At 46.5% G+C, this 14116-nt stretch carries 5 protein-coding genes; 3 read left to right on the top strand and 2 right to left on the bottom strand.

Annotated elements, in window-relative coordinates; genetic code table 11:
• Nucleotides 1-20: 20 nt before the first annotated feature.
• Together QUA27_RS09540 and QUA27_RS09535 are read right to left on the bottom strand one after the other, a co-directional pair.
• A complete protein-coding gene (locus QUA27_RS09540; protein ID WP_333067631.1) occupies nt 21-1154 on the bottom strand; it encodes a succinylglutamate desuccinylase/aspartoacylase family protein in 1134 nt (377 codons plus the stop codon).
• An 88-nt stretch (nt 1155-1242) separates the two neighbouring features.
• Nucleotides 1243-3201 (bottom strand): adenylate/guanylate cyclase domain-containing protein, encoded by a 1959-nt coding sequence (locus QUA27_RS09535; RefSeq protein ID WP_333067630.1) that lies wholly within the window; start codon nt 3199-3201, stop codon nt 1243-1245.
• A gap of 477 nt (nt 3202-3678) precedes the next feature.
• On the opposite strand from QUA27_RS09535, the gene QUA27_RS09530 reads away from it, so the two are divergent.
• The 3 genes from QUA27_RS09530 to QUA27_RS09520 all read left to right on the top strand — a co-directional run bounded on the left by QUA27_RS09530 (nt 3679) and on the right by QUA27_RS09520 (nt 14110).
• Nucleotides 3679-6429, top strand: a complete 2751-nt coding sequence (locus QUA27_RS09530) for a DEAD/DEAH box helicase (protein WP_333067629.1) — start codon at nt 3679-3681, stop codon at nt 6427-6429.
• A gap of 398 nt (nt 6430-6827) precedes the next feature.
• Nucleotides 6828-9569: a family 10 glycosylhydrolase gene (locus tag QUA27_RS09525; RefSeq protein WP_445251490.1), complete on the top strand. Its 2742-nt coding sequence runs from the start codon at nt 6828-6830 to the stop codon at nt 9567-9569.
• Between the two features lie 599 nt (nt 9570-10168).
• On the top strand, nt 10169-14110 hold the full coding sequence (locus QUA27_RS09520) for a PAS domain S-box protein (protein WP_445251489.1): 3942 nt from the start codon (nt 10169-10171) through the stop codon (nt 14108-14110).
• The last annotated feature ends 6 nt before the right edge of the window (nt 14111-14116 follow it).

Below are 14116 nucleotides of genomic sequence, written 5' to 3'. Positions count from 1 at the left end.
AACCGGCTTTCTTGGTATTCTCAATCGGCCATCACAGACAATACATACTCTCCTTGATTTACTGACTGATTTGTCGAAACATCAAAAATGAAAACATCCGACTCAGCACAAACATCAACCAAACTCGGAAATTCCCCATTCTTATTAAAGCTGAGAATTTGATAAAGCCGATCGCCCTTTTTGACATCACTCCCCAACTCCACTCGATTTTGAATCATCCCGCCCGCGGGCGCGTAGTATTTGATCGCGGAATTCTTGGGGGTGAAAATAACTTGATGCGCCGCTGTTTCCGGGAGAGGAAATCCATCTAGTTTCAATAAACCCTTACTTGCTAAGTAATTTTTGATTCCCCGCAAGCCATTCGCCACCGACTGGGGATTCATTTCCATCCCCGAACCTAATTCTAAAGTCCAAGCTTCCACGTCAAATTTGAGTGCACTTCCCAACTGGGTCAAAATCTTCTCCAAAGCCAGCCAAGGCTTGAGAAACGCCTCGTCAAAAGCATCGCCGTCGTACTCGTTCATCAAGATAGCGCGATCGAGCAAAAAAGCTTTCGCACTCTCCTCGCGGGAATTAAAACAGTAAAGGTAATCTAAACTTTGATTCGTAGAACTGTGCAAGTCCAGCACATAGTCAGCATCCAAACACAAAGATTGTAGCTGATATCGGTAAACTTCGCTGTAGGGGCGGCAACTAGGAGCGTTAATTTTTTCCAACTCTTTCGCAAAACTCAAAGCAATCGCTTTTCTGTAATTAACTTTCACAGTATAGGCATCAAGATGGATGTGAGACTTAGCAAAACCCAGAATATCTTCCCCTTGTTTTTCAAAATCCCAGAAAATCCGGTTCCAATTTACTCCATCATAAAGATTGTAGCGACCAGGAGAAAAATGGTGTGATCGCTGACTGACACCCACAGGATTGCAAACCGGAACTAGCCAAATTTCCCCGATTAACTGACTGCTGTCCAAAGACATTAAAAACTCAATTAATTGGTAAATCACCGCATTACCGCTAATCTCAGCGCCGTGGAGGTTAGATTGGAGATAAGCTTTTTTACCGGGAATCGCACCTTGGAACTGATAGACTTGCAGTGAAAGCCGATCGCCCGAAGCAAGCTGCACCACAGGAATAGTCGAAATAACAGGAATCATAGACAAGACTCGGAGAGAGGGAACACGTTTAGAAAGGCAGGTGAGATTTGGCAAAACCAATCTTCCCAATTGAAGCATCGATCGGCTTCTAGGTTTTTGGACAGATTAACCAGTAAGTAATCATTTCTCCCCGACCCTTAATAGAAATAGTACCTCTTGGTTCCAGCACATACAGATCTTTCAAAAGAGAATAGGTGGTCTCTGTTACCTGAATATAGCCCGGTTTACCGTGAGACTCCATGCGAGAAGCGACATTAACGGCATCTCCCCACAAGTCATAAATAAACTTCTTGATGCCAATCACTCCCGCAATGACGGGACCAGTATTAATGCCAATCCGTATTTGTAGTGAATTTCCTAAATTGTTGGGTATTGTTTTCATGTAAGCCTGCATTTCTAAAGCCATATCCGCGATCGCCCTGGCATGATCCTCCCTGGCGATTGGCAATCCACCCACCACCATGTAAGCATCACCAATGGTTTTAATTTTTTCTAGACCGTACTTTTCTGTCAACTCATCAAAAGCCGAAAAAATTTGGTTCAATCCGGCAACTAATTGCATAGGTTCCATTTGGGCTGAGAGAGTGGTGAAACCAACAATATCAGCAAAGAGAATCGTCACTTCTTCAAAATGTTCTGTGGGAGATTCTGCCCGTTTCAAGCGCTCGGCAATTTCGGCAGGTAGAATATTGAGTAAAAGCTGTTCCGATCGCTCCTTTTCTTGGCGTAGTTGTGCCGTGCGGATTTCCACTCGATTTTCTAACTCCTCATTAGCTAAGCGTAGGGCTTTTACCGATTCCTTGAGTTTGTCGGTCATGCTGTTGAAAGAATCAGCCACAATAGCAACTTCCTTAATCGAGCCAGCGTCAACTTTTTGGTCGAGATTACCTCTGGCAACTTCTTGAGATGCCTCAGCAAGTTTTAATAATGGGTGAGTAATCCAACGGGCAGTGAGAATACCGATCGCGATCGCGACGAATAAGGCTATTAAAACTAGCACGATCGTATTTTGGGTGTTTTCATAGATTTGTCCCATAAAATCTGCTTCTGGAATCACCACCGCAATCAGCCAATCAATACCTTTGCCATCGTTGAGGGGGGATACCTGCACGAACTGTCGCTTACCGTTGAGTAGGTAATCGCCTTGTTGCGATCTTTCAATGCGATCGAAGCTGCCAAAATGCTGGTGCAAATATTGGGCAGTTTCTCTGACTACGGGTTCTTCGCTTTGAATCGCCATCACCAGCTTGGCATTTTCCCCTTTACCCACAGTCAGAGGTTCATTGGTGGAGCTAGAAAGCATGGAACCTTTGCGATCCATAATGAAAGCATGACCTGTTTTGCCAATTGCCAGACTAGCTAAAAATTTCCTTAAATCTTCTAAAAGCACCACATCCGTGGCACAAACCCCTAAGATGTTTCCCGTACTATCGTACACTGGCTCGCTAGCTGTAATCGTGGGCAATCCGCTGCTAAAATCCAGGTAAACCTCACTCCAAATCTGTCGTTTTGCTTCTATGGCGGCAATGTACCAAGGACGTTTGCGCGGATCGTAGGGGTGGCGTTTTTCTAGCAACTGCTGCCGATTGCCCCGACTATCCATACTATAATAGTAAAAATTGTAGTCGCTCTCTTGATTGCTAACAGACATGGCGACCGTTGCAGAACCTTGATAAAACAGGCGAGATGCCCCCAGGTATTGCCCTTGGGAGTCACCGCAGTAGGATGAATCAATAAAGGTAGAAATTTGTACCTGGGTCAGAAATTGCTTGGCATTGCTGGCATTAACCATGTCAAAACTATTCTCAGAAAAAGCTGCTCCATTCAACTGATTAAAATCGTGGGTGTTACCTAGATATTTTCTGAGTTCTCCATCAATCCGGGCAGTGAGTTCATAGCGTAATTGCGCTGCTAGATCGTTAACCGCTTTTTGACCGCTGCGAAAAGACAAATAACTGACTAAGCCCACAGTTCCAGCGATCTGCAATACAAAGGGCAAAACAAGGGCGATGCGGAGCCGCAACCTGCGATTTTTGAGAATTTTCATATAAAAAAAACCGTGAAGTTTCTGAGATTTACACGACTTACACATACACCCTACTTATAGGGTGTGCAGTACGCACTTTACGCCATAAATAGCGTGTCAAAACACTTAGGGCGTAATTCTTGATTTATATTCTTTGTTAAGATCATGCTAGATATAACCCTTTGTTTCAGGAACGGCACCTTGGAACTGATAGACTTGCAGTGAAAGCCGATCGCCCGAAGCAAGCTGCACCACAGGAACAGTCGAAATAACTGGAATCATAGAGAAGGAAGAGAGAAGAGGGAAGAAGGAAGAAGGAACAGAGAATAGGGAAGAAGGCAAAAATTTTTTCTTTCTTGTGCCAACTGCCAACTGCCAACAGACTTATTCCTTAATAGCCGATTTGCTGACGAAGGTTTAAAATCAGTACAGTCCTCTGCTGACTTGCTTTCAGCAAGATTTAAGCATACTTACCCTGAAACCTTAATAATAATTCTTGTGCCAGACACTGCCCAGAACCGCCCAGAGCTGGATCTGAAGACCATATTTCCATTCGAGCTAGATAACTTTCAGAGAGAGGCGATCGCCGCCCTCGATGCAGGTAAATCCGTTGTCGTGTGTGCTCCCACAGGCTCTGGGAAAACGTTAATCGGGGAATACGCCATCCATCAAGCACTCTCCAGGGGGCGGCGCGTCTTCTATACCACTCCCCTCAAAGCACTCTCTAATCAAAAGCTGCGCGACTTCCGCAGTCAATTTGGAGACGACAATGTAGGTTTGCTGACCGGCGACATCTCCGTCAATCGAGATGCGCCGATTTTAGTGATGACTACCGAAATATTTCGGAATATGCTCTACGGTACGCCGATCGGAGAAGTCGGTACTTCCCTCACCGGAGTCGAAACCGTGGTACTCGACGAGTGTCACTACATGAACGATCGCCAGCGCGGTACCGTCTGGGAAGAATCGATCATCTACTGTTCGAGCGAAATTCAACTTCTCGCCCTCTCAGCAACCGTTGCCAATAGCGAGCAACTCACAGACTGGATTAACAAAGTCCACGGGCCCACAGAGCTCGTCTACTCAGACTTTCGGCCAGTGCCGCTGCAATTCCACTTCGCCAACCAAAAAGGGATATTTCCCCTGCTAGACGAGACCGGCAAAAGAGCGAATGTCCGGTTAGTCCCCAAAAAGAAGCAGCAAAAAGTAGAAAGAGGCAGTATCCCCACTCCGAGTTTGACCGATGTTTTGGCCCGGTTGGACGATCGAGATATGCTACCAGCAATTTACTTCATCTTCAGCCGTCGCGGGTGCGACCAAGCAGTCGCAGAAGTCGGCAATTTCTCCCTGGTTAACGAAGCGGAAACAGCCGAACTCAAACGCATCATTGACGATTTTTTACAGCGAAACCCAGAAGCAGAACGCTTCGGTCAAAAAGAAGCTCTTTTAAAAGGCATCGCCGCCCACCACGCAGGCATTTTGCCCGCTTGGAAAGGTTTAGTAGAAGAACTCTTTGGCAGAGGTTTGATTAAAGTCGTATTTGCCACCGAAACTCTAGCAGCCGGGATTAATATGCCCGCCCGCACCACAGTCATTTCCACCCTGTCCAAGCGCACCGACAAGGGACACCGACTGCTAAACGCTTCAGAATTCCTGCAAATGGCCGGTCGGGCTGGTCGGCGGGGCATGGACAAGCTGGGGCACGTTGTCGCAGTTCAGACGCGCTTTGAAGGCGCAAAAGAAGCCTCATATTTGGCAACAGCCAAAGCCGACCCCCTCGCCAGTCAGTTTACTCCCAGCTACGGCATGGTGCTGAATTTGCTGCAAACTCACACTCTCGACGAAGCTCAAGAGTTGGTAGAGCGGAGTTTTGGTCAATACCTGTCTACCTTGTACTTGCAGCCGCAGCAAGAAGAATTAGACCGATTGCAAACAGAATTGGCGGTACTTGAACAGTCCCTGGCGGCCGGAGGAAATGTCTCCACCGTGGAAAAAGAGCTCGCCCATTACGAAAAATTGCAGGCAAGACTTAAAGAAGACAAACGTTTGCTCAAAATTCTTTTGCAGCAAGCTGAAGAAGCCAGATTTAAGGAGATGTCCGTAGCTGTGGCTTTTGCAGTGCTCGGCACGGTTCTGAGTCTCAAAGGCAAGCACGTTCCGACAGCTAAACGATCGCACACAAATCCCGTACCCGCCGTATTGGTTGCCAAAATCGCAGGTTCCGGCCAAGCACCAAATTTGGTGTGCTTGGGCAAAGATAACCGCTGGTATGTCGTCGCCATTAGCGATGTCGCTACCCTGCACGCCGAATTACCTCGCTTGAGTGTTGCAGATACCTTGAACCCGCCGTCGGAAATGCCCCTGAGACTCGGCCAGTGCCGCTTGGGAAATGAAGAAACTGCTTCAATTGCTGCATCGATCCCACAATTGCCGGCACCGGAACCGAGCCCAGAGGCGATCGAGCAACAGCGGAAAATAGCAGCCCTAGAAGCTAAGCTAGAAATTCACCCGGTTCTAGAATGGGGCAATCCCGGTACTTTGCTCAAACGCCAGCGCCGCCGGGAAGAATTGAAAAAAGAAATCCGCAAAAGCGAACAAGAATTAGAAAAGCAGCGAGCTCGCTACTGGGAGCAATTTCTCAACTTAATCGACATCTTGCTTAATTTCGGCTGCTTGGAAAGAGTAGTTTCGGCAACTGGAAACCGAGATGACTCCTCCGACAGGTTGGTACCCACAATCTTGGGCCAAGCTTGCGCCGCCATTCGCGGCGATAACGAACTGTGGCTGGGTTTGTCCCTGATGTCTGCGGAGTTTGACGAACTCGACCCCCATCACCTCGCTGCTGCTTGCGCGGCCTTAGTTACAGAAGTTTCCAGGCCCGACAGTTGGACTCACTACTCGCTGTCGCCAGAAGTTTTGGCACCTTTGGACAATCTGCAAAAAGGCCTGCGTCGCCGATTGTTTCAAGTGCAGTACCGTCATGAAGCTGCAATCCCGATTTGGCTGGAACGGGATTTAGTGACTTTGGTCGAACAGTGGGCTCTGGGCGTTGAATGGCTGGAACTGATTAGCCATACGAGTTTGGATGAAGGGGATGTAGTGCGGATTTTGCGCCGGACTTTGGATTTCTTGTCTCAGATTCCTCACGTTCCTCATGTTTCGGATTCTTTGCGTAGGAATGCTTGTCGGGCGATGCAGTTAATCGATAGATTCCCGGTGAATGAAGCTGCAACGCCAGAAAATAGTTGACAGTTGAGTGTTGACTGTTGAGTGTTGACTGTTGACTGTTGGCTGTAAGCTGTCCGGCATCTAAATTGTATTTTTGGTTTTTTAACCCAAATGCACGCAGATTTTAATCTAAAATCGTTTCCGGTGGCATCGATATTGTTCAAATGCCACAATGTCCAAACAGTCAACTGTCAACTGTCATGAGGAATAGATTTAGATTTAAATCCAAAATCTACAATCCAAAATCTAAAATCTAAAATTTAAAATCGCTCGATCGCACTTTTTCCTGATTCAGGTTGCAGGGCAGGATAGAAAATTGTATGGTGCGGATCGATCGCTCTTAATTGTAATTGAATTTTTCTCAAGCGGTGTGGTGAGTAATTCTCATATTTATGCAACAAATCAATAAGCCCGATCAAATGCCTGATGCCTGCGCCCAGGCTCAAAAAATTCGCTTTTTCACTTTCTTGCAAAGAGTCTTAATTGGAACTGTAGCGAGTACATTACTCAATCTCTTCATCCTATTTCCCTCTCCGAGTTTTGCAGAAGTAGTTCTGGGCGTTGTTCGCAGTTCCGAGAATTCTCCCGATTGGGTGAAGATTACCACGCGCCTCTGGGAAAGCGGCATTGCTTACAAACCAATCAATCTCGAAGAAATCAAAAATGTGGCGGATTTAGCAGGCGTTAACGTGCTGTTTTTGCCCAACATTGAAACTTTGAGCCCGGCGCAAATTAAAGTTTTAGAAGCTTGGGCCTCCCAGGGCGGCCGCTTGATTGCTTCGGGCCCCGTCGGCCGCAGTTCCCCGGCCTTGGTGCGCCAATCTTTGCGATCGCTCCTCGGGGCCTATTGGGCTTTTCCGTTAACCCAACCGGCAACCCCGCAACCGCGCAGCCGCTGTCGGGATCTTGCTTGCACTACTTCTAACAATTGGGTGCCGACTGCACAACAAAATGCTTCTGTCCAAGGTGGTGTCTTGATTCCGGCTGATGCGAACAGTCAAACAATTGCTACTTGGAAAGATAGTTCCGGTTCCTCCGCAGCCATCGCCACAGATCGCGCTACCTATCTCGGCTGGCGCTGGGGTAGCGACGGTTCGGCAAATGTAGATAAGGCTTGGCTGCAAGCCTCGATCGCCCGCTGGGGAGGCACTATCGCTTCTGGGCCTGTAGCGCCGCCCACTGCTGCCGCGACCCCACTGCCAACTCCCCCCTCAAGAGTCACTAGAAACAGCCCTATTTCGCCGCGTACTACCCCGCTGAGCCGACTTTCTCCATCGGGTGTGCTTCCCGATCCAGTTCCTGCAACTTTTACAGATCCTTCGGATCAGTCGGCACCGCCGGGCTTGGACGTGCAGGCAAATTCCAATAAGCCGATCGTCAGCATTGAAGCGTACTTGATGCGCCAAGAACTCACTAACCTCCTCGGCCGGTTTGAAAGCGCCCTGACAGCAGCTAATTCAGCGAATACGCCTGTTAATCTCAATGCTGCTACTCCCCCTCAACTGGTAGCGGCAAGCAACAGTGCTGGCGGCCCGGCAGCCAGCCGCCCGCCTGTTCTGCAAGGAGCAACGGCGCGGGCGATCGCCCAAGCGCGGCAGGTTTTGCAAACTTTTGACCAACTCCTGCAACAGCAAAACTATGCGGAGGCTAGAAAGCAGTGGGTGGAAGCGCGACAGTTGCTGTGGCAAAATTACCCGAAGGAAGGACAGCGCGTTGGGGCGGAAATTCGGGCGGTTTGGCTCGATCGCGGTACGATCGTCGCAGCGCGATCGGAACAGGGTTTGGCGGCAGTGTTCGATCGACTCGCCGCCGCCGGTATCAATACCGTTTTCTTTGAAACTTTGAATGCCGGATATACGATTTATCCCAGTCAAGTTGCACCGCAACAAAATCCCCTAACAGTTGGCTGGGACCCGCTGGCATCTGCAGTTAAATTAGCCCACGAGCGAGGCATGGAACTGCACGCTTGGGTTTGGGTTTTTGCCACAGGAAATAAGCGCCACAATACTTTAATTGGCCAGCCTAGTTCTTATCCAGGACCGGTACTTTCCGCTCATCCACAGTGGGCGAATATTGACAATAAAGGACGCACCCAAAATCCTAATGATGGTAAATTTTATCTCGATCCGGCGAACCCGGAAGCGCGTAATTATTTGCTGCAAATTGTCAGCGAAATTGCCAAAAACTACAAAGTAGATGGGGTGCAATTAGACTATATTCGCTATCCTTTTCAAGATGACAATGCAAATTTTACTTACGGTTACGGTATTGCGGGGAGGCAGCAATTTAGACAGTTGACTGGTGCAGATCCGGTGAATATTTCCCCCAGGGACGGCAGTTTATGGCGGCAGTGGGTTGAGTTTAAAACTAATCAAATTAATAGTTTTGTAGCTGAAGTTTCTCAGCTTTTGCGGCAGAATTATCCGCGCACAATTCTGTCGGTGGCAGTGTTTCCGCACCCGGAAAGTCAGCGGATTTACAAAATTCAGCAAAATTGGGAAGTGTGGGCTCGTCAGGGCATTGTAGATTTGATTGTGCCGATGACTTATGCTTTGGATACGAACCGACTTCAGCGCATCACCGAACCGTTGGTAAAGGAACAAATGCTGGGTTCGGCTTTGATTTCTCCGGCGGTTAAGTTGTTGACTCTCCCGGAAGTTGTGGCGATCGACCAAATTCAAGCTTTGCGAGATTTGCCGACTGGGGGCTATGCTATTTTTGCGGTGGAAAGTATCAGCAGCGGGATGCAGGGGTTTTTTAACCGCACTCAAGGCACGCCGGTGCGTTCCACTTCTGCTGCGCAGCCGATTCCTTACAGACAGCCGTTTGCGGCGGCGGCTTCGCGCTATACTGCTCTCAAGCAGGAATGGAGTTTTTTGTTGGCTAACAATCAGTTGCGGGTGTCGGAATCTGAACTGAAAGTTTTGCAAAGTCGATCCGATGAATTGGCGCAAGCTTTGAGCAAATTGGCGGCAAACCCTTCTACGGAAAGTTTAGCCACTGCTAAAAGATTGTTAAGGGGTTTTCAATCTCAATTTCAATCTTCGATGCGCTTGCATTCTGCCGAAAATAGCTATCAGGTGCAAACTTGGCAAAATCGTTTGGAGAGTTTGGATATGCTGTTACGTTACGGCGAAAGAATGGAGTTGAATCGCAGGTAAATGCATGTTTTTGGGTTGTGTGCTGCAGTGGATAGTGCGATCGTGCTAACATTTGGGCGATCGTACTCTAATTAATAAAACTTACGCACCTACTAAGATTTTGTGTGATGGCGAACGTAGGGAAGCACTCTTAAACCCTTGATTTAACGCTCTTGAGTGCGTAAGCCCTGATTAAGTTAGTTCGCGATGCCAGGAGTAATCCTCACCTTGGTTTTTTCACAGCAATACTTCATTCGATCCTGCAGATGCAGTAAAAAACCCAGTGGTTGAGCGAAGCCGAAAGCCGCTGTCTTGGGTCGGAGTGCGATCGCGAACTGTAAGTAGGTCATCGCAAAATAACCATAGTATCTTATCAGAGAGGGTTTAATTAAGATCCACGATCAAAGTGAGTAGAGGAGTCTTCTCACCCGCCGGAACCATGTAATGTTTATTGGCACTTACTTAGTGACGACGAAAGTCCTCAAAACTTTTAAATGTCGAGATCAAACAATTTGACCATGAGTGATTAACCGGATTTGATATTACTCGCTCGTCTCTCGCTCCAAGATTTTAACCTCTACTAATTTAAACGGCCAATTTTAATTACTTTTAGGATGAATATGTTTCCTAAACCCCTCAATCGTTTGGCTACAAAATTTATCGGCAAAGCTCCATTACAAACGGTGCTCGTGGTTCCTTTTTTAGTGCAAATTGTCGGCACGGTAGGAGTTGTAGGTTGGCTATCTTTCCAAAACGGTCAGCGGGCAGTCAACGAGGTTGCCGCTCAGTTGCGGGGAGAAATTAGCGATCGCATCAAAGACCGCATGGAAAATTATATGTCAATTCCCCACATTGTCAATCACCTGAACGTTCAAGGCATAAAATTGGGGCAGTTGAACCTAGAAGACCACCAAAAACTAGAACATCATTTCCTAGAACAAATTCAATATTTTGATTCGATCAGCATCATTTACACAGGTAAAGAAAATGGAGAACATTCGGGAGCAATCCGCACTAAAGAGCGGACGTTGATATCTGCTGCCGACAGCTCTACTGGCAATAAATTAGCTCGGTATACGGCTGACTATCAGGGAAACCGCGTTCAATTAGTGCAAATTTCACCCGATATTTACGATCCGCGAACTCGCCCTTGGTACATAGCTGCGGCTGCGGCAAAAAAACCTATTTGGACTCCAATTTATACAGATTTTTTGACGAGGGAACTGGCAATTACTGCTGCTTTGCCTATCTACGACGCTGGTAAATTGTTAGGCGTAGCTGGCAGCGATTTGCTGTTTTCTCGAATCAAAGAATTTCTCGTCGGCCTCAAAATTGGCAAATCGGGACAAACTTTTGTGATGGAGCGATCGGGGATGTTAATTGCCACTTCAACGGCGAGTCCAGAATTTGTGGTGGAAGGTAAAGAAACAAGACGCATTAAAGCTTCAGAAAGCGAGAATCCGGTAATTCGCCAAACTGCACAGCATTTAGAGAAATCCTACAATAGCTTAGCTAAAATCAATAATTCTCAACAACTTACTTTTGATGTTGATGGCAAGCGAAATTTTATTCAGGTAGCTCCTTTTAAAGACGATCGAGGGTTGGATTGGCTGATTGTAGTAGTTGTACCAGAGTCTGACTTTATGGAGCAAATTAACCTCAACACGCGCACGACTTTTTTACTGTCGCTTGCAGCTTTGATGGGAGCGACAGTCCTGGGAATTCTTACTGCTAAATGGGTAGTTCAGCCGATTTTAAAATTGAATGCGGCGGCGAAAGCTTTGGCGCGAAATGAATGGGATACAAAGCTCACTCTGAATCGCGAAGATGAACTCGGAGAACTTGCCACTGCTTTTAACAGCATGGCAGAGCAATTGCAGCATTCATTTACTTCCCTCTCAGAAAGCGAAAGCCGACTCAAACAATTTCTCAATGCAGTACCGCTAGGGATTTTTATTGCAGAGCCAAATGGTCAACCTCACTACATTAACCCTACAGGAGAAAAACTTTTATCTCAAGGAATTGTGGCAACAGATGCCGAAAAATTGCGCCAATTATACAGAGTTTATTTAGCTGGAACTCAGGAAATTTACCCGGCGGAACGCGACCCCATTTTAAATGCTTTGCAGGGCAAAAGTGTAACTGTTGATGACATTGAAATCTCCTCCAATAAAAAAACTGTTCCCCTGCAAGTTTGGGGAACTCCTATTTACGACTCCCAAGGAAATATTATTTACGGAATGTGCGCTTTTCAAGATATTACGAAACGGAAAATAGCGGAGAAATTATTAAGGGCATACAACCAAAATTTAGCAGTGCAAGTTGCAGAACGCACCGCAGATCTTGCTAAGGCAAAAGAAAAGTTTTCCAAAGCTTTTCGTTCGAGTCCGAATGCGATTACAATTACAAGAATTCGTGACGGTTGCCACCTAGAAGTTAATGAGAGTTTTTGCCGGATGATGGGCTATACCCAGGAAGAAATTATCGGTAAAACAGCGGTAGAACTAAATTTTTGGGCTAGTTTGAAAGAGCGGGATTGCATGATTCAAATGTTAAAAGACAAGACAGCAATTCACAATTATGAACTGAGGTTTCGCAATAAAAATGGTACAGAAAGAACGGCACTGCTGTCGATAGAAACCATCACTATTGACGGAGAAGCTTGTTTTTTGTCAATTTCTAGCGATATTACCGAGCGCCAAAAAGCAGAAACTGCCCTCCGGGAAGCAGAAGAAAAGTACCGCAACATTTATGAAAATGCTTTGAATGGAATTTTCCAAACTGCTATTGACGGGAAATACATCAGCGCTAACCCCGCTTTAGCTCAGCTTTATGGTTACGAATGCCCCGCAGAATTAATAGCAGCACAGCCGAATTTCAATAACCAGCTTTACGTGAAACCCAACCGCCGCAACGAATTTGCAGCGTTGATGACCGAGTACGGGATACTATCAAACTTTGAATCGGAAATTTACCGCAAAGATGGCAGCATAATCTGGATTTCGGAAAATTGTCGCGCTGTCTGCGATGAAGCAGGAAATCTACTTTACTACGAAGGTTTTATTAAAGACATTACTGACAACAAACAAGCGGAAATCAAAATGCAGCAGGCGAAAGAAGCGGCCGAAGCAGCAAACAAAGCTAAGAGTACCTTTCTCGCCAATATGAGCCACGAATTGCGATCGCCCCTGAACGCGGTCATCGGCTTTGCTCAAGTCCTGATTCGCAGTCAAACGTTGTCTCAGGAAAATCAAGAAAATGTCGGAATTATCCTGCGGAGTGGCGAACATTTACTGGCTTTAATTAACCAAGTTTTAGACTTGTCAAAAATCGAAGCCGGACGCACCATGCTTAATGCAAAAAGCTTCGATTTGTACCAACTAATCGACGATTTAGAAGATATGTTTGCTCTCAAAGCAGAGCAAAAAGGTTTGCAATTAATCTTCGACACAGACGCAGAAGTTCCCCATTACATTTGTACTGATGAAGTTAAATTGCGGCAAGTCTTAATTAATTTGCTCAATAATGCGATTAAATTTACCTCTGAAGGGAGAGTGTCGTTGCAAGTCAAAGGAGGAAGGCGGCATATACATACAAACAGCACTGACCAATTGCCCGGCCGCTACTGGCTGCATTTTGAAGTTCAAGATACTGGCGCAGGCATTGCTGCTGAGGAAATCCATCAGTTGTTTGAAGCATTTGTGCAGACGAAAGCAGGTAAAGATTCTCAGGAAGGAACGGGTTTAGGTTTAGCTATTAGCCGCCAGTTCGTGCAATTAATGGGAGGTGAAATTACTGTTAGCAGCGATATCGGAAAGGGTGCATTATTTCAGTTTTATATCCAAGTTCATCTGGTTGAAGCTAGTGATATTGAAAGCAAAAAAACTCAACGTCGAGTCGTTGCCCTCGAACCGAATCAGCCGAGTTATCGCTTGCTAATTGTGGACGACAAACCTTTAAATCGCCAACTGTTAGTAAAACTTCTCAGTCCACTCGGATTTGAGTTGAGAGAAGCAAATAACGGTAAAGAAGCGGTTGATATTTTTATGGAGTGGGAACCGCATCTGATTTGGATGGACATGAGAATGCCTGTCATGGACGGCTATGAGGCAACGAAACAGATTAAAACTACAACTGGCGGGCAAGCAACGGCGATTGTGGCCCTAACTGCTAGCGTTTTGGAGGAAGAACGAGCGGTGATTCTTTCGGCCGGTTGCGATGATTTTATGCGGAAACCGTTCCGCGAGGAGGATATTTTTGTGGCAATGGGAAAACATTTAGGAGTACGCTATATTTATGAAGATTCAACCGCAGTAAGTGCCGCAGGTGTAGAGGAGTCAAGTCAGGAGGTGCTGACACCGGAGGCTTTTGCCTCTCTTTCTCCAGACTGGATGGCTCAATTCAAGCAAAGTATTTTGAGTGTAGACATGGAGGCGATCGCAACTTCGATCGCACAAATCGGCACTGTCAATCCCTCTCTTGCGGGCAAGCTTCAAGATTGCATTAATAATTTTGAATATGACAGAATTTTGAACATAATCGAACTCAGCGAAAAACAGTAAACACCA

This window comes from Microcoleus harperi Pol14_C6 (genome assembly GCF_036701295.1).
Classification (GTDB): domain Bacteria; phylum Cyanobacteriota; class Cyanobacteriia; order Cyanobacteriales; family Microcoleaceae; genus Microcoleus.
Note: the sequence above shows the minus strand (reverse complement) of the source record. Positions and strands in the feature narration are given on the sequence as shown.

Coding starts and splice junctions, on each gene's coding strand:
- QUA27_RS09540 (WP_333067631.1), bottom strand. CDS start 1,154: ATGATTCCTGTTATTTCGACTATTCCTGTGGTGCAGCTTGCTTCGGGC.
- QUA27_RS09525 (WP_445251490.1), top strand. CDS start 6,828: ATGCCTGATGCCTGCGCCCAGGCTCAAAAAATTCGCTTTTTCACTTTC.
- QUA27_RS09520 (WP_445251489.1), top strand. CDS start 10,169: ATGTTTCCTAAACCCCTCAATCGTTTGGCTACAAAATTTATCGGCAAA.
- QUA27_RS09535 (WP_333067630.1), bottom strand. CDS start 3,201: ATGAAAATTCTCAAAAATCGCAGGTTGCGGCTCCGCATCGCCCTTGTT.